Origin of the sequence: Streptomyces sp. NBC_01445 (assembly GCF_035918235.1) — a bacterium.
GTDB lineage: Bacteria > Actinomycetota > Actinomycetes > Streptomycetales > Streptomycetaceae > Streptomyces.
This window is the reverse complement of the sequence record NZ_CP109485.1, coordinates 3,337,543-3,353,347: the sequence shown is the minus strand read 5'-3', so window position 1 is coordinate 3,353,347 and position 15,805 is coordinate 3,337,543. Positions and strand designations below refer to the sequence as shown.

Below are 15,805 nucleotides of genomic sequence, written 5' to 3'. Positions count from 1 at the left end.
CGCGGCCTACTCCGGCCGCGGGTCCCAGCGGAAGCTGCGCACCGCGATCAGGGCGCCGATGACACCCCAGGCCGCGAGGACGGCCAGGTCGCGCCACTGGTAGCCGGAGTTCTGCGCGAACGGCGCCAGCATCGCGTCGTTGAACGGCTTCACCGGGAGCAGCCCGGCGATGTTGTTGAGGACCTCGGAGTGGATCGGGAAGTAGCTGCCCGAGATGAACACCAGCGGGAACTGGATGAACTGCACCACGGCGGGCGCCGCTTCCGAGTTCTTGATGAGCGAGGCGACGCCCACGCCGAGCGCGCAGAAGCTCGCCGCGCCGAGTACAAGGGTCACCATGATCGCGCCCCAGTGCGTCGGCAGCGGCACGTCGTACAGCGAGCCGATCCCGATGACCAGCGCGACGTCGACGACGCTCACGACGATGCAGTGCACGAGCAGGCCCGTGAAGTAGACCCAGGCCGGCAGCGGCGTCGCGTGCAGCCGCTTGAGCACACCGGTCTGCCGGCGCATCGCGAGGACGATCGCCAACTGCCCGTAACAGGCGCCCAGTACGGACACCGCGGCGATCGTCGGCGTGTAGTACTGCATGCCGGACAGGCCGAAGAAGAACTTGTCGTCGGCGCTGCCGCTGAACACCGCGCCGAAGATCGCGATGATCACGATCGGCAGCACGAACGTGAACACCATCGACTGCGGGTTGCGCCAGAACGACAGCTGCTCGTAACGGATCTGGTGGCCGAGCAGCGCCAGGGGGCTCCGCTCGGTGCGCGCGGTGCGCCCGGCGCCGGCGGCCGTGGTCGGGGTCAGGGTGGTCATGAGCGGCTCCGTCCGGGTCGGCGCCCTCGCCGCGAGGACGGCCCGCGCCCGCGTTCGGAGGACGGCGAGGATGCTTCCTGTTCCGCGTACTTGCTGGTCAGACCCAGATAGATGTCCTCGAGCGTGGGCTGCTCCACGGTCAGGCGCTCCAGCGGGGTGCCGCGGCCCAGCGCCCACTCGGTCAGCCGGTGCAGCGCGGCCGTCGGCTCGTCCGACTCCGCCGTGACCAGGCCTTCCTGCACATCGCTCACCGGCAGCGGCACGTCGGTGAGGGCCGCGCCGTGCGGCAGCAGGAAGCGGATCCGGGCCAGCGCGCTGTCCCGGCCGCCCAGCGTGTCGGGCGTGCCCGCTGCGACGATCTCGCCGCCCGCGATCACGGCGACCGAGTCGGCGAGCGCCTGCGCCTCGTCCATGTAGTGCGTGGTCAGGACGATGGTGGTGCCCGCGTCCCGCAGGTTCTTGACGACCTCCCAGGCGCCGCGCCGCGCGTTCGGGTCGAAGCCCGTCGTCGGCTCGTCGAGGAAGAGGAGCTGCGGGTTGCCGACGACGCCGAGCGCCAGGTCGAGCCGTCGCTTCTGCCCGCCGGACAGGTCCTTCACCTTCGCGTCGCGCTTCTCGTCGAGCCCGACCAGGTCGATGACCTCGTCGATGCCGCGGGGCGCGGGGTAGTAGCCGGCGTTACGCGCGATCGTCTCGCGCACCGACAGATACGGCTCGACGGCGATGTCCTGGAGCACGAGCCCGATCTGCCCGCGCAGCCACTTGCCGTCCGCCTTCTTGCCCGGGTCGCGCCCGAGCACCTCGACACTCCCGCCGTCCCGGCCGCGGAAGCCCTCGAGGATCTCCAGTGTGGTGGTCTTGCCCGCGCCGTTCGGTCCGAGCAGGGCGAAGATCTCCCCGTCCGAGACGGTGAAGTCGACGCCGCGTACGGCCTCGTGGTCCCCGTAGCGCTTGCGCAGGCCCTCCACGGCCACCGCGGTCACCGCGGTCCCTCCGCTTCCGTCACTGTGTGCCTCCCGGCGTCGTCAGATCTCGCTGTCACCAGGAAGTTAGGCCCGGCCAGGGGCCGTTGAGCGGCCGTGGCCCGGTTCCGATGACGGACGTCACGCAAGCGGCGACAGTTGTCAGGTCAGAAGGTGGCGGGCGTTGCCGCGCGGGCCGGGAGCCGCCGATGCTCAGGGAGCGGCGAAGGGCGGGACCCCGGGCCACCGGGCCTCTCGCACCGCCGCGCACATGGCCGGTACACAGCGACGCGGAAGGCGGTCCCAGACGTGCGGTTCGGGGAAGTGGGCGAAGGGGAACGGCCGCGGATCACTGTGGTCGGCGCGGGCATCGGAGGCCTGGCACTGGCCGGCGCGCTGGCCGCGCACGACCTGCCGTACGTGGTCTTCGAGCAGACCCGGCGCCTCGCGGAGGTGGGGGCGGGCGTCCAGCTCTCGCCGAACGCCATCAGGCCGCTGCTGCGCCTGGGCCTCGGCCCGGCGCTGCGCGAGCACGCCGTGCGCATCGAGGCGATGGAAGTACGCGGCTGGACCGGCCGCCCCATCGCCCGTACCCCGCTCGGCGATGACTGCGAGCGGATGTTCGGGGCGCCGTACTACGCGATCCACCGTGCGCATCTGCACGAGGCGCTGCTCTCACTGGTCGACCGCGACAGTCTGCGACTCGGCCAACGCCTGGGCAGCGCCGAGGAGTTGGGCGATGACGGTGCCCGGCTGACCTTCGAGGACGGCACCGTCCGCGACGCGGAGGTCGTGGTCGGGGCCGACGGGATCCACTCGACCGTCCGCGAGACGTTCCTGCGCGACGTGCCGGTCTTCGCGGGGCTCGGCATCTACCGGGGCCTCGTCCCCGTCGACCGGCTCCCCGACGAGGCGCGTGCGGCCCTCGTGCGGCTCTGGCTCGGCCCCGGCGGGCACTTCGTCTGCTACCCGGTGTCCGGCGGCCGCTACCTCAGCTTCGCCGCGACCGTCCCCATGACGGACGCGCCGCCCGAGTCGTGGTCGGCGCCCGGCGACCCGGAGGAGCTGCGCCGCGCGTTCGGCTCCTGGACCGGCCTGGTCTCCGACATCGTCGAGGCCGTCGACGTGACCCATCAGTGGGCGCTCCACGACCGGCCGCCGCTGCGGCAGTGGTCGAGCCGTCACATCACGCTCCTCGGCGACGCGGCGCACCCGATGCTGCCGTTCATGGCACAGGGCGCCAACCAGGCCATCGAGGACGCGATGGACCTGGCGGCCTGCCTCGCCGCCCCGGCCGACGAGCCGACCGGCACCCGCCTCGCCCACTACGAGTCCCTGCGCATCCCGCGCACGGCCGAGATCCAGCGCGGCTCCCGCGGCAACGCCGGCGTGCTGCACCTGCCCGACGGCCCGGCCCAGCGCCGCCGCGACGCGCAGATGGCGGTGCACGCGGCCCTGCGCGACCGCACGACGCTGTACGCCCACGAGACGGGACGCAGCGTGGTGCCTTCAGGGGTGTGACTTCGGGGTCTGTCTTCGGGGCGTGACGGGGGAATGTGACCGGGCGTCGGGCCGCCGCATAGTCTTTTGCGCATGCAGTCCTACACCATCGGGCAGGCGGCGCGTCTGCTCGGCGTCAGCCCCGACACGGCACGCCGCTGGGCGGACGCGGGCCGCGTCGCCACCCACCGCGACGAGGGCGGCCGCCGCCTGATCCGCGGCCAGGACCTGGCGGCGTTCTCGATCGAGGTCGGCCAGTCGGGCGGCGACGACGAGGACGCCTCGTACACCTCCGCGCGCAATGCCTTCCCCGGCATCGTCACCGGCGTGAAGCTCGGCGACGTGGCGGCCCAGGTCGAGATCCAGGCGGGCCCGCACCGGCTCGTCTCGCTCCTGACCCGCGAGGCGGTCGAGGAGCTCGGCCTCGAAGTGGGCATGCAGGCCATCGCCCGCGTGAAGTCGACCAACGTGCACATCGACCTCACCTGACCCGGCCCACCGGGCACCCGTATGTGCGGGGTGTACGTAGCAACACCCGAGGTCCGGGCGGTACGCCCCATGTGCGGGAACGCCGCCGTCCCTAACGTCGTAGTCATGGCGCAGACAGCGCCGTGACAACGACGGTGGACGGGGAGAGACCATGTTCCGACGTACGGGCCGAGCCGGCGGCAGCGGACCGGCAGGGCACGGCGGCGAGGCCCTGCGCCTCGTCAAGGTCAGCAAGACGTACGGGGCCGGAGAGGGCGCCGAGAACGCCGTCACCGCACTCGACGACGTGACCCTCAGCCTGCGGGCCGGGACGTTCACCGCAGTGATGGGGCCCTCCGGCTCCGGCAAGTCCACGCTCCTGCAGTGCGCGGCCGGACTCGACCGGCCCGACAGCGGCATCGTGATGGTCGACGGCGAGGAGATGACGGGCGGCACCGAGGCGGCCCTCACCAAGTTCCGCCGCCGCCGGATCGGCTTCGTCTTCCAGCAGTACAACCTGCTGCCGACGCTGACCGTCGCGCAGAACACCACCCTGCCGCTCAGGCTCGCCGGGCGGCGTGTCAACCGGGCCCGCGCCCAGGACATCCTCACCCAGGTCGGCCTCGGCGACCGGCTCGGCCACCGCCCCGACCAGCTCTCCGGCGGCCAGCGCCAGCGCGTCGCCATCGCCCGCGCCCTCGTCACCGAACCCGCCGTGATCTTCGCGGACGAACCGACCGGCGCCCTCGACACCCGCAGCGCGCGCGACGTCCTGCGCCTCCTGCAGGAAGCCGTGCGCCTGCACGGCAGGACCGTCGTCATGGTGACGCACGACCCGGTCGCCGCCTCGTACGCGGACTCCGTGCTCTTCCTCGCGGACGGCCGCCTCGCCGGGGAGATGACCGCCCCCACCGTCGACGCCGTGGCCGAACGCCTCGCGCACCTCGGCGACAGCACGCCGGCGGGGGTGTGAGGGATGTTCGCACTCGCCCTGCGCTCCGTCCGGCTGCGCCCCGGACGCCTCCTCGCGACGCTCCTGTCGGCCTTCCTCGGCGCGGCGATCATCATGACGTTCAACTCGCTGCACGACACGGCGGGCGCCGCCGGCGTCGACCGCGTCAGCGCCGAGACCCTCACCACCGCGGCGAGTGTCGTCGGCGGCTACGGGACGCTCCTCGTGTTCTTCGCCGTCGCCTCCACCCTGACCGTCAACGTCCGTCAGCGAGGCGACGAGATCGCCCTCCTGCGCAACACCGGCGCCACCCCCGCCCAGATCAAGCGCCTGATCGTCGGCGAGTCCGTGATCGTCGCCCTCGCCGGTTCGGCGCTCGCCGTCGGGCCCGCGATGCTCGGCGGCCAGGCCCTGCTCGACGTGTTCAAGGACAGCGGCCAGGTCGCCGACGGCGTCAGCCACGTATTCGGTCCCGTCGCCCTCACGTCCGGCGTCGCCATCACTCTGCTCGCCTCCGCGGGCGCCGCGTTCCTCGCGGTGCGGCGCGCCGCGAGGGCCGCCGCCGGGATGCGGCAAGGGCGGGGCAGGGCACGGAAGTTCGTGGCCTGGGGCGCGCTCGCCGTCGGCGCAGCCGGTGTCCTTTGCACCTTCGCCATGAAGGCCACCGACGCGGCCCTGATGGCGGCGCCCGCCTACGGCGCGATCCTGCTCTCCGTAGGCTTCGCGATGCTTTCCCCGGCGCTGCTGCGCGGCTTCCTCGGCCGCACGGAACCCCTGCTCACCGCGCTCACCGGCGCGAGCGGCTATCTGACGGTGCGAAACATGCGGCAGCGCGCCGACCAGCTCTCCGGTGTCCTGATGCCGCTGATCCTGTTCACCGGCATGGCCACGGCCACCCTCTACATGCAGGCCGTCGAGAGCGACGCGATCAAGGCGTCCGGCGTCGCCAAGTCCGTCGGGGACAAGAATCTGGAGACCCTCAACTTCGTGGTCGTCGGCATCATCGTCGTCTTCGCCTGCGTCATGCTCGTCAACACCCTGTACGCGGCGACCTCCTATCGGGTCCGCGAGTTCGGCCAGCAGCGCCTCGCCGGTGCCACACCGGTCCAGGTCCTCGGGACGGTCGCGGTCGAGAGCCTCGTCCTCACGGTGACGGGTGTGTTCTTCGGCACGGTGGCGGGCCTCGCGGGGATCGTGCCCTTCACCACCGTCCGCACCGACTCGCTCCTGCCCGACCAGGGCCTCGGGATCTGGCTCACGGTCGTGGTGTTGGCGGCCACGGCCACGTTCGTGACCAGTCTGGGCACGGCCCGCAGGACCCTGCGCGTCAAGGCCGTGGACGCCGTCGCGATCGCCGCCTGACACCGGATCCAAGCCCTCCGCACGGTCCGCACCCGCCACCACGGCGGATGCGGACCGTGTCGCTGTTGGGCTGAACGAGTGACTTGGCGTAAGAATGGCGGGTGCAGACAAAAGTACGAGCCCGGACGGGGTGGGGGCAGTGAACAGCCACGACGTCACTGACGAACAGTGGGAAGGGCTCGCCCAGGTCGTACCTCTGCGCGGCCGTAACGCATGGCCGTCGGCGGTCGACCACAGGGCCGTCCCCGAAGCGGAGACCGAGGCGCGGCGACGGTTCGTCGTCCTGCGGATCAATGTGTTCGCGGACGCCCGCGAGGTCGCCGAGACCGTGATGACGGGCATCCCCGTGCTGCTCGACCTGAGCGGCGCAGAGTCCGATGTCGCCAAGCGCGTCCTGGACTTCAGCAGCGGAGTGGTCCTCGGTCTCGGCTGCGGAATGCACCGTGTCGACCGCAATGTCTTCCTGCTCGCCCCTCCCGGCACCGAGGTGCAGGACTTCGTGGCGGGGGCCGTTCCCCGGGTCTAGTCAGCCGGCCCAGGCCCTCCGGTCCCCCGATCGAAGGAAGGTCCGCCCGGAAGAACGGTTCTCCGGGCGGAGTGCCGCCTACCGTCCGGAACATGACCTTGCTCGCGGGGGACGGCGGCGCACCCCCGGCTCCCCAGGACCGGCCGAGCCTCACCGAACTGCGGCTCTCCGCCTTCGCCGCGCACCGCAGCGCACGCTTCCCGCTCGGCCCGCTGACCCTCTTCGCGGGACCGAGCGGCAGCGGCAAGTCCAGCGCCCTGAAGGCCTACGAGGGCCTGGCCCGGCTCGGCGGCGGCGCGGCCCTCGACGAGGTGTTCCCCGACCCGTCCGCCTACGTCCCCGACCGGGCCCGCCCCGACGCGCAGCGACGCCGCGGCTTCCGCATCGGCTGCACCGTCACCGGGCCCGTCGGCCCGGTCCGCCTCGACCTCGCGATCCAGGCCGAGCCCGAACTGCGCATCGTCGGCGAGCGGTTGACCTGCGACGGCCGCACTCTCTTGGAGACCGCCCTGCGCGACCCCGGACGCCGCGTGGTCCAGGCCGCCTGGCACACGGCAGGGGCAACCCCCGTGACCCGCGCGCCCCTGCCGGACGACCTGCTCGGCACGGCGCTCCTGCCGCTGCGCGTCGCGGGCAAGACGGAAGGCCAGCGGCTCGTCATCGCCGCCGCCGAACAAGTGGTGGTCGCCCTGCGCTCCGTCTTCTCCTGCGACCCCCGGCCCGACCGCATGCGCCGCCCCGCCCCGGCCGCCGCCGACCGGCTCCTGAGCGGCTGCGACAACCTCGCCGCCGTCCTGTGGCGCACACGCTCCGAGTGCGGCATCCGGCACGCGCTGCTCGTCGCCGCCGCCCGGGCCGGCTGCGCGGGACCCGTCGTCGACGTCCTGTCGGAGGACCTCGGCAACGGCACGGTACGGGCCGTGCTCGACCGCGGCGACGGTCTGCGCACCCCCGTCGACCGTCTCGGGGAGGGCGAGTTGAGGTACCTGGCGCTCGCCCTGGTCCTGCTCACCGGCCCCCGTGTGCTCGCGGTCGACCCGGTGGCGGAGGTCCCCGAGGCGTACCAGACGCTCACCGTCCTCGCCGACGGCCTCGACCGCAGCCTCGACCCGCGGCAGCTGCGGGAGCTGACGGCGCTCGCGGTGCGGATGTGCGGGCGCGGGCACATCCGTCTGGCGGGGGCGGTCGGCGACGGGACGTGGGCGGCGCGGGAGCACGGAGCGGCGGTGGTAGACCTGGGGCCGTGACAGAACTTGATGTGGAGGGACTGCAGCGCCGGCTGGCGCAGTTCGCCGAGGCCAGGAACTGGGAGCAGTACCACACGCCGAAGAACCTGGTGGCCGCGCTGAGCGTGGAGGCGTCCGAACTGGTCGAGATCTTCCAGTGGTTGACCCCGGAGGAGTCGGCCGGCGTGATGGCGGACCCGGACACGGCGCACCGGGTGCGCGACGAGGTCGCCGACGTCCTCGCGTATCTGCTGCAGTTGTGCGAGGTGCTCGGGATCGACGCGCTGGCGGCCCTGTCGGCGAAGATCGACCGCAACGAGGAACGGTTTCCGGTGCCGGGGGAGGGCTGAGGTCGGCGGCTGAGACGGGCGGCTGAGACCGGCTGGAAGGGCCGCGCGACCGGTCTTGTCACTCTATGGAGTCACAGAATTATCAACATTGGATTCCGTGTCCACAGATTTCGGTCGTCCTCTGGCTTTTCGCCTCTCCGACCCTCACTCTGGGTAGTGGACAAGGGAGTTCGGGACGGGGGCGGCGCATGGACGCGGTGCGACTCATCAGGGCGAGCCGACGGGCCCTGGCGGAGAGCCAGGACGCGCCGGCCATCACGCGGGAGGCATGGCAGGCCCAGGCCCTCGCACAGGCCATGGGGAACAGGCTGGCGAGAGAGGGCCCGCCGGAGCTGAGGGGTGAGGCGCGCGGACTGAGTGAGGCGGGCGGCAGAGGCTGCTCGGGCTCGGCGCTCCCGGTCATCGGGGCGGGCGGCATACGGGCGGCGCAGCTCACGGAGCTGCCGGAGGCGCACAAGGCACTGATCGGGTTGGCCGCGCTGCTCGGGGAAGTGGGGATCGCCCTGGTGGGCATAGCCAGCGAGGCGGAGGAGGAGGGGGACTACTGGCACTGCATGGACGCCATCGACGCCGCCGACGAATCACGGGACAGGGTCCTCGAGATAATCCGCCGGCTCGGGCTGCGCCGCGACACCATGTCGGAGTCGGAACCTGACTCGGCGGCGTAGAGGGCGCGCCAGTTGGCGCGGCGGCGGGCTTCGGGGGCGCACCGGCATCGGTGCGACGCGCCCCCGGCGGGGTCAGAGGCGGTGGCCCTCGTCGGCGGACGGGGCGCCGGGTCCGGTGGACTGCTGAAGGTCGGCGTCGAGCTGCGACAGATCCGCGTTGAGCGCGGCCATCAGCTCTTCCATCTGCTGGAGCAGACCCTTGGGCGCGCCCTCCTGATCCGGCCCGGCCGGTTCGTGGACGACCTGCTCGGACATGGCTTCCTGGGACATGGCGGCCTCCTCGGCCCTTGCCCTCCCCACGGGGGAAGGCCAGTTGACGCACGCGTCGCCCGGCGGAGGCAGCCGCCGCCGGTGCGGGTGCCGGGCGGTCCGGCTCCGCCCGAGCCAACGATCACTCGCGTGAACGGGTCACTGGCCGGGGCCCCGGCCACGTGCCCGGTTGACGGATGTTCACCCGACAGGGGCGGGGCCGGAGCACCGGGACCAGCGGAGTTGACGCGTGGCCTAGGACAGCTGGGGCATCACTTCGGTGGCGATCAGTTCCAAGTGGTCCAGGTCGTCCAGGTCGAGCATCTGGAGATACATCCGCTGCGAGCCGACGGCCTGGTACGCGGCGATCCGCTCGACGACCTCGGCCGGCGACCCGGCGAGTCCGTTCGCTTTCAGCTCGTCCACTTCACGGCCGATCGTGGCGGCGCGGCGCCTGACGTCGGCGTCGGTCTTGCCGACGCACGCCACCAGGGCGTTGGAGTAGACGAGGCTGTCGGCGCTGCGGCCGTGCTGCTCCACCGCCGCACGGACCCGCTTGAACTGCTGTTCCGTGTCGGTGAGCGACGCGAAGGGGATGTTGAACTCGTCGGCATACTGCCCGGCGAGCGCCGGGGTCCGCTTGGCGCCGTGCCCGCCGATCAGGACGGGCACCTTGCTCTGCGTCGGCTTCGGCAGCGCGGGGGAGTCCGTCAGCTGGTAGTAGGTGCCGTTGAAGTTGAAGCGCTCGCCGACGGGCGTGCTCCACAGGCCCGTGACGATGGCGAGTTGCTCCTCGAGGCGGCCGAACTTCTCCTTCGGGAAGGGGATGCCGTAAGCCTCGTGCTCCGCCCCGTACCAGCCGGAGCCGAGGCCCAACTCCACGCGCCCACCCGACATCTGGTCGACCTGCGCGACCTGGATCGCGAGGACGCCGGGGAGGCGGAAGGTGCCGGCGGTCATCAGTGTGCCCAGGCGGATCCGCCTGGTCTCGCGGGCGAGCCCGGCCAGCGTGATCCAGGCATCGGTGGGGCCGGGGAGCCCGTCGGCGGAGCCCATGTGCAAGTAATGGTCAGACCGGAAAAACGCTCCGTAATTGAGGTCTTCAGCGGCCTTCGCGACGCGGAGAAGCGTCTCGTAGGTCGCGCCTTGTTGCGGTTCGGTGAAGACTCGAAGATCCATTCATCCATCATGCACCGGTCACTTCTGGTGACCTTTTAGAACCGCAGCGTCCCCGGAGGGAAATGCGTGGTCGGAGGCGGTACTGGCGGACCATACTCGGACGCGTGTTCCTGACGATCAGTACGACCGGCACCCCTGAACGCCCCGCGACCGACCTCGGGTTTCTGCTGCACAAGCATCCCGACAACGCGCAGGCGTTCTCCACCTCGCACGGAACCGCGCACGTCCTCTACCCGGAGGCGTCCCCGGAGCGCTGCACCGCGGCGCTGCTCCTTGAGGTGGATCCGGTCGCGCTCGTGCGCCGCGGCAAGGGCAAGGGCCGTGGCGGCGCCCCGGACGCGGCGCTCGCGCAGTATGTGAACGACCGGCCGTACGCCGCGTCGTCCCTGCTCGCCGTGGCGATCGGCAATGTGTTCTCCAGCGCCCTGCGCGGGCAGTGCAAGGCCATGCCCGAGCGGGCCGAGCAGCCGATGCCGCTGCGCATCGAGGTGCCCGCGGTGCCCGCGCGCGGCGGGGCCACGCTGGTGCGCCGACTCTTCGAGCCGCTCGGCTGGACCACGGTGACGGCCGACCCGGTGGCGCTCGACGAGCAGTTCCCCGAGTGGGGCGACTCGCGCTACGTGCGTCTCGTCCTGGAGGGCGAGCTGCGGCTCGCCGAGGCGCTGCGGCACCTGTATGTGCTGCTGCCCGTGCTCGACGACGCCAAGCACTACTGGGTCTCGGCCGACGAGGTCGACAAGCTGCTTCGGGCGGGTGAGGGCTGGCTGCCCACGCACCCCGAGCAGAAGCTGATCACCAGCCGCTACCTCTCGCGACGCTGGGCACTCACCCGCAGCGCCATGGAGCGCCTGGAACTGGTACGGCTCGCCAACGCGGACGACACCGACGTCGAGGCCATCGACAACGCGGTCGACGAGGCGACGGACACCGAGGAGCAGCCCGTACCGCTGGCTGTCCAGCGGCGCGACGCCATCACCGCCGTGCTCAGGGCGGCGGGGGCCGCGCGGGTGCTCGACCTGGGCTGCGGACAGGGCCAGTTGGTGCACGAGCTGCTCAAGGACACCCGGTTCACCGAGGTCGTCGGTGTCGATGTGTCGATCCGGGCCCTGACGATCGCCGCCCGGCGCCTCAAGATCGACCGGATGGGCGAGCGCCAGGCCGCCCGCGTCACGCTGCTCCAGGGCTCGCTCGCGTACACCGACAAGCGGCTCAAGGGCTATGACGCGGCGGTCCTCAGCGAGGTGATCGAGCACCTCGACCTGCCGCGGCTGCCCGCACTGGAGTACGCGGTGTTCGGCTCCGCTCGGCCGAGGACCGTCCTCGTGACGACGCCGAACGTCGAGTACAACGTCCGTTGGGAGACCCTGCCCGCCGGGCACGTCCGGCACGGCGACCACCGCTTCGAGTGGACCCGCGAGGAGTTCCGCACCTGGGCGCGCGCGGTGGCCGAACGGCACGGCTACGACGTGGAGTTCGAGCCCGTAGGACCCGACGACCCGGAGGTCGGCCCGCCCACACAGATGGCCGTCTTCACTCTGACCGATCAGTCCTCGACCGACCGGACCCCGACTGACCAGACCCCGACTGACCGGACCCCGGCCGACCCGAGTCCGAAGGAGGCGAAGGCCGCATGACCACCACCCCTGGTTCCCACGTTCGTACGCTCCCCGTCACCGACCTGTCCCTCGTCGTCCTCGTCGGCGCCTCGGGGTCCGGCAAGTCGACGTTCGCGCGGCGGCACTTCAAGCCCACCGAGATCATCTCCAGCGACTTCTGCCGGGGGCTCGTCGCCGACGACGAGAACGACCAGAGCGCCAGCCGCGACGCCTTCGACGTGCTCCACTACATCGCGGGCAAGCGCCTCGCGGCCGGGCGGCTCACCGTCGTCGACGCGACCAACGTGCAGCAGGAGAGCCGCAAGCAGCTCGTCGACCTGGCGCGGCAGTACGACGTGCTGCCCATCGCCATCGTCCTCGACATCCCCGAGGAGGTCTGCGCCGCGCGCAACGCGGAGCGCGCCGACCGCGCCGGCATGCACCGCCGCGTCATCTCCCGGCACACCCGTGAACTGCGGCGTTCCCTGCGCCACTTGGAGCGCGAGGGCTTCCGCAAGGTGCACATCCTGCGCGGCGTCGAGGAGGCCGACAGCGCCGAGGTCGTACGCGAGAAGCGCTACAACGACCTCACGCACCTCACGGGCCCCTTCGACATCATCGGCGACATCCACGGCTGCGCCTTTGAACTGGAGACGCTGCTCACCAGGCTCGGATACGCGGACGGTGTGCACCCCGAAGGCCGTACGGCGGTGTTCGTCGGCGACCTCGTCGACCGGGGGCCCGACTCCCCGGGCGTCCTGCGCCGCGTCATGTCGATGGTCAAGTCGGGCCACGCGCTGTGTGTGCCCGGGAACCACGAGAACAAGTTCGGCCGGTACCTCAAGGGCAGAAAGGTCCAGCACACGCACGGCCTCGCCGAGACCGTCGAGCAGTTCGCAGGCGAGAGCGAGGAGTTCACGCAGGAGGTCGCGGAGTTCGTCGACGGCCTCGTCAGCCACTACGTCCTCGACGGGGGCAGGCTCGTGGTGTGCCACGCGGGCCTGCCCGAGAAGTACCACGGCCGCACGTCCGGGCGGGTGCGCTCGCACGCGCTGTACGGGGACACGACCGGCGAGACCGACGAGTTCGGCCTGCCGGTGCGCTACCCGTGGGCCGAGGACTACCGGGGCAGCGCGGCCGTCGTCTACGGCCACACACCGGTCCCGCAGGCCACCTGGCTCAACAACACCATCTGCCTCGACACCGGCGCCGTGTTCGGCGGCAAGCTGACCGCGCTGCGCTGGCCGGAGCGCGAACTGGTCGACGTACCTGCACAGAAGGTCTGGTACGAGCCGTCGCGGCCGCTGCGGACCGAGGCGCCCGGCGGGCAGGACGGGCGGCCGCTCGACCTCGCCGACGTGCACGGACGGCGGGCCGTCGAGACCCGGCACGCCGGACGCGTAGCCGTGCGCGAGGAGAACGCGGCGGCGGCCCTGGAGGTCATGAGCCGCTTCGCCGTCGATCCGCGGCTGGTCCCGTACCTGCCGCCGACGATGGCGCCGACGGCGACGTCACGGGAAGGGGCCCGCGGCGGAGCCGCTGACGAGCACTTCCTGGAGCACCCCGCCGAGGCCTTCGCCCAGTACGCCGCCGACGGAGTAGGGCGCGTCGTGTGCGAGGAGAAGCACATGGGCTCGCGGGCCGTGGCCCTGGTGTGCCGGGACGCGGAGGTGGCGCACGAGCGCTTCGGCGTCCCGGAGGGGCCCACCGGAGCGCTCTACACCCGTACCGGACGGTCCTTCTTCGCCGACGAGCAGGTCACCGAGGAGATCCTCGGCCGGGTGCGCGCCGCCGTCACGGACGCCGGCCTGTGGGACGAACTCGACACGGACTGGCTGCTGCTCGACACGGAGCTGATGCCCTGGTCGCTCAAGGCGTCGGGCCTGCTGCGCTCGCAGTATGCCGCCGTGGGCGCGGCGTCCGGTGCGGTGTTCCCGGGTGCCATCGCCGGCCTGGAAGCGGCGGCGGCGCGCGGCGTCGACGTGGGTGAACTGCTCGGCAGGCAGCGTGAACGGGCCGAAGACGCGGCCGCGTTCACGGACGCCTACCGGCGCTACTGCTGGACGACGGACGGGCTCGACGGGGTGCGGCTCGCGCCGTTCCAGATCCTGGCCGTGCAGGGCCGGTCGCTGGCCGCGCTGCCGCACGACGAGCAGCTCGCCCTCATCGACCGCATGGTCGAGCACGACGGGTCCGGGCTCCTGCAGACCACCCGGCGGCTCTTCGTGGACACCGGAGACGAGGCGTCGGTGAGCGCCGGTGTCGACTGGTGGCTGGAGATGACGGGCCGAGGCGGCGAGGGCATGGTCGTCAAGCCGGTCGAGGCGCTCACGCGCGACGGCAAGGGCCGTCTCGTACAGCCGGGCATCAAGTGCCGGGGCCGCGAGTACCTGCGGATCATCTACGGTCCCGAGTACACGCGCCCCGACCACCTGGAACGCCTACGCGGCCGCTTCCTCGGGCACAAGCGCTCGCTCGCCGTCCGCGAGTACGCGCTCGGTCTCGAGGCGCTCGACCGGCTCGCGGACGGGGAGCCGCTGTGGCGCGTCCACGAAGCCGTGTTCGCGGTCCTCGCGCTCGAGTCGGAGCCGGTCGACCCGAGGCTGTGAGCGCGCCGATGTGACCCGCCACCCAGCTCCTTGATTGCACGGGCACGGGCCGTCCGGCCGGGGAAAGATGGATCCCATGGGATTCCACGTCGACTCCGAGGCCGGGCGGCTGCGCCGCGTCATCCTGCACCGCCCCGATCTGGAGCTCAAGCGGCTCACCCCGAGCAACAAGGACGCGTTGCTCTTCGACGACGTGCTGTGGGTGCGCCGCGCGCGGCAGGAGCACGACGGGTTCGCCGACGTGCTGCGCGACCGCGGTGTGACCGTGCACCTCTTCGGCGACCTGCTCACCGAGACGCTCGCCATCGGGGACGCCAGATCCCTCGTCCTCGACCGGGTCTTCGACGAGAAGGAGTACGGGCCGCTCGCCACCGACCACCTCAGGGCCGCCTTCGAGACGATGCCGGCCACGGACCTGGCCGAGGCGCTGGTCGGCGGCATGACCAAGCGGGAGTTCCTCGACCGGCACCCCGAGCCGACGTCGGTCCGCTTCCACGCGATGGACCTCGACGACTTCCTGCTCGGCCCGCTGCCCAACCACCTCTTCACCCGCGACACCTCGGCCTGGATCTACGACGGCGTCTCCATCAACGCGATGCGGTGGCCCGCCCGGCAGCGCGAGACCGTCCACTTCGAGGCGATCTACCGGCACCATCCGCTGTTCCGCGACGCGGGCTTCCACCTGTGGTCGCAGGGGCAGGCCGACTACCCGTCCACGATCGAGGGCGGCGACGTCCTGGTGATCGGGCAGGGCGCCGTTCTCATCGGGATGAGTGAGCGCACCACCCCGCAGGCCGTCGAGATGCTGGCGCACAAGCTGTTCGCGGCGGGCTCCGCGCAGACGATCGTGGCGCTCGACATGCCGAAGCGCCGGGCGTTCATGCACCTCGACACCGTGATGACGATGGTCGACGGCGACACGTTCACGCAGTACGCGGGGCTCGGCATGCTGCGCTCGTACACCATCGAACCGGGCGTGGGCGAGCGGGAGTTGAAGGTCACCGACCATCCGCCGGAGCACATGCACCGGGCCATCGCGGCCGCGCTCGGCCTCAGCGAGATCCGGGTCCTGACCGCCACGCAGGACGTGCACGCGGCCGAGCGGGAGCAGTGGGACGACGGGTGCAACGTGCTGGCCGTGGAGCCGGGCGTCGTCGTCGCCTACGAACGTAACGCCACGACGAACACCTATCTGCGCAAGCAGGGCATCGAGGTCATAGAGATCCTCGGCAGCGAGCTGGGGCGCGGCAGGGGCGGCCCGCGCTGCATGAGCTGCCCGGTGGAGAGGGACCCTGTGTAGGGGCGCGTGTCGAAGCCTGCCTCTGGAATCCTGTATAGAA

At 71.7% G+C, this 15,805-nt stretch carries 15 protein-coding genes; 11 read left to right on the top strand and 4 right to left on the bottom strand.

Annotated features, from left to right (window positions below; translation table 11 throughout):
• Positions 1–6: 6 nt before the first annotated feature.
• Both OG574_RS15225 and OG574_RS15220 read right to left on the bottom strand, forming a co-directional pair.
• Positions 7–819, bottom strand: a complete 813-nt coding sequence (locus OG574_RS15225) for an ABC transporter permease (RefSeq protein ID WP_100591209.1) — start codon at positions 817–819, stop codon at positions 7–9.
• Complete coding sequence (locus OG574_RS15220; RefSeq protein WP_326773689.1) at positions 816–1,802, bottom strand: ABC transporter ATP-binding protein; 987 nt, start codon at positions 1,800–1,802, stop codon at positions 816–818. The genes OG574_RS15225 and OG574_RS15220 overlap by 4 nt, the downstream gene beginning before the upstream one ends.
• 288 nt (positions 1,803–2,090) lie before the next feature.
• Between OG574_RS15220 and OG574_RS15215 the strand changes: the two genes are divergently transcribed.
• From OG574_RS15215 to OG574_RS15180, 8 genes are all read left to right on the top strand, one after another.
• Positions 2,091–3,302: an FAD-dependent monooxygenase gene (locus OG574_RS15215; RefSeq protein ID WP_326773688.1), complete on the top strand. Its 1,212-nt coding sequence runs from the start codon at positions 2,091–2,093 to the stop codon at positions 3,300–3,302.
• Between the two features lie 72 nt (positions 3,303–3,374).
• Positions 3,375–3,770: a TOBE domain-containing protein gene (locus tag OG574_RS15210; RefSeq protein WP_326773687.1), complete on the top strand. Its 396-nt coding sequence runs from the start codon at positions 3,375–3,377 to the stop codon at positions 3,768–3,770.
• 151 nt (positions 3,771–3,921) lie between these two features.
• Entirely contained in the window at positions 3,922–4,722 is an 801-nt protein-coding gene (locus OG574_RS15205) for an ABC transporter ATP-binding protein (RefSeq protein ID WP_326773686.1), read from the top strand.
• Positions 4,723–4,725: 3 nt separating this feature from the next.
• Entirely contained in the window at positions 4,726–6,063 is a 1,338-nt protein-coding gene (locus OG574_RS15200; protein WP_326773685.1) for an FtsX-like permease family protein, read from the top strand.
• A gap of 139 nt (positions 6,064–6,202) precedes the next feature.
• Positions 6,203–6,589 carry a cell division protein SepF gene (locus OG574_RS15195; RefSeq protein WP_107489189.1) on the top strand — a complete coding sequence of 129 codons (387 nt, stop codon included), beginning with the start codon at positions 6,203–6,205 and terminating at the stop codon, positions 6,587–6,589.
• Between the two features lie 92 nt (positions 6,590–6,681).
• Positions 6,682–7,836 carry an AAA family ATPase gene (locus OG574_RS15190; RefSeq protein ID WP_326773684.1) on the top strand — a complete coding sequence of 385 codons (1,155 nt, stop codon included), beginning with the start codon at positions 6,682–6,684 and terminating at the stop codon, positions 7,834–7,836.
• A complete protein-coding gene (locus OG574_RS15185; RefSeq protein WP_100591216.1) occupies positions 7,833–8,165 on the top strand; it encodes a nucleotide pyrophosphohydrolase in 333 nt (110 codons plus the stop codon). The genes OG574_RS15190 and OG574_RS15185 overlap by 4 nt, the downstream gene beginning before the upstream one ends.
• Positions 8,166–8,353: 188 nt before the next feature.
• A complete protein-coding gene (locus OG574_RS15180; protein WP_100591217.1) occupies positions 8,354–8,833 on the top strand; it encodes a DUF6099 family protein in 480 nt (159 codons plus the stop codon).
• Between the two features lie 72 nt (positions 8,834–8,905).
• Here OG574_RS15180 and OG574_RS15175 read toward each other — a convergent pair whose 3' ends face one another.
• Complete coding sequence (locus tag OG574_RS15175) at positions 8,906–9,103, bottom strand: hypothetical protein (protein ID WP_100591218.1); 198 nt, start codon at positions 9,101–9,103, stop codon at positions 8,906–8,908.
• Between the two features lie 234 nt (positions 9,104–9,337).
• Positions 9,338–10,261: an LLM class F420-dependent oxidoreductase gene (locus OG574_RS15170; protein WP_326773683.1), complete on the bottom strand. Its 924-nt coding sequence runs from the start codon at positions 10,259–10,261 to the stop codon at positions 9,338–9,340.
• 104 nt (positions 10,262–10,365) lie between these two features.
• Between OG574_RS15170 and OG574_RS15165 the strand changes: the two genes are divergently transcribed.
• From OG574_RS15165 to OG574_RS15155, 3 genes are all read left to right on the top strand, one after another.
• Positions 10,366–11,895, top strand: coding sequence for a 3' terminal RNA ribose 2'-O-methyltransferase Hen1 (locus OG574_RS15165; protein ID WP_326773682.1), 1,530 nt, complete (start codon positions 10,366–10,368; stop codon positions 11,893–11,895).
• Positions 11,892–14,465, top strand: a complete 2,574-nt coding sequence (locus tag OG574_RS15160; protein ID WP_326773681.1) for a polynucleotide kinase-phosphatase — start codon at positions 11,892–11,894, stop codon at positions 14,463–14,465. Before OG574_RS15165 ends, OG574_RS15160 begins: the two co-directional genes overlap by 4 nt.
• 76 nt (positions 14,466–14,541) lie before the next feature.
• Positions 14,542–15,765, top strand: coding sequence for an arginine deiminase (locus OG574_RS15155; protein WP_326773680.1), 1,224 nt, complete (start codon positions 14,542–14,544; stop codon positions 15,763–15,765).
• The last annotated feature ends 40 nt before the right edge of the window (positions 15,766–15,805 follow it).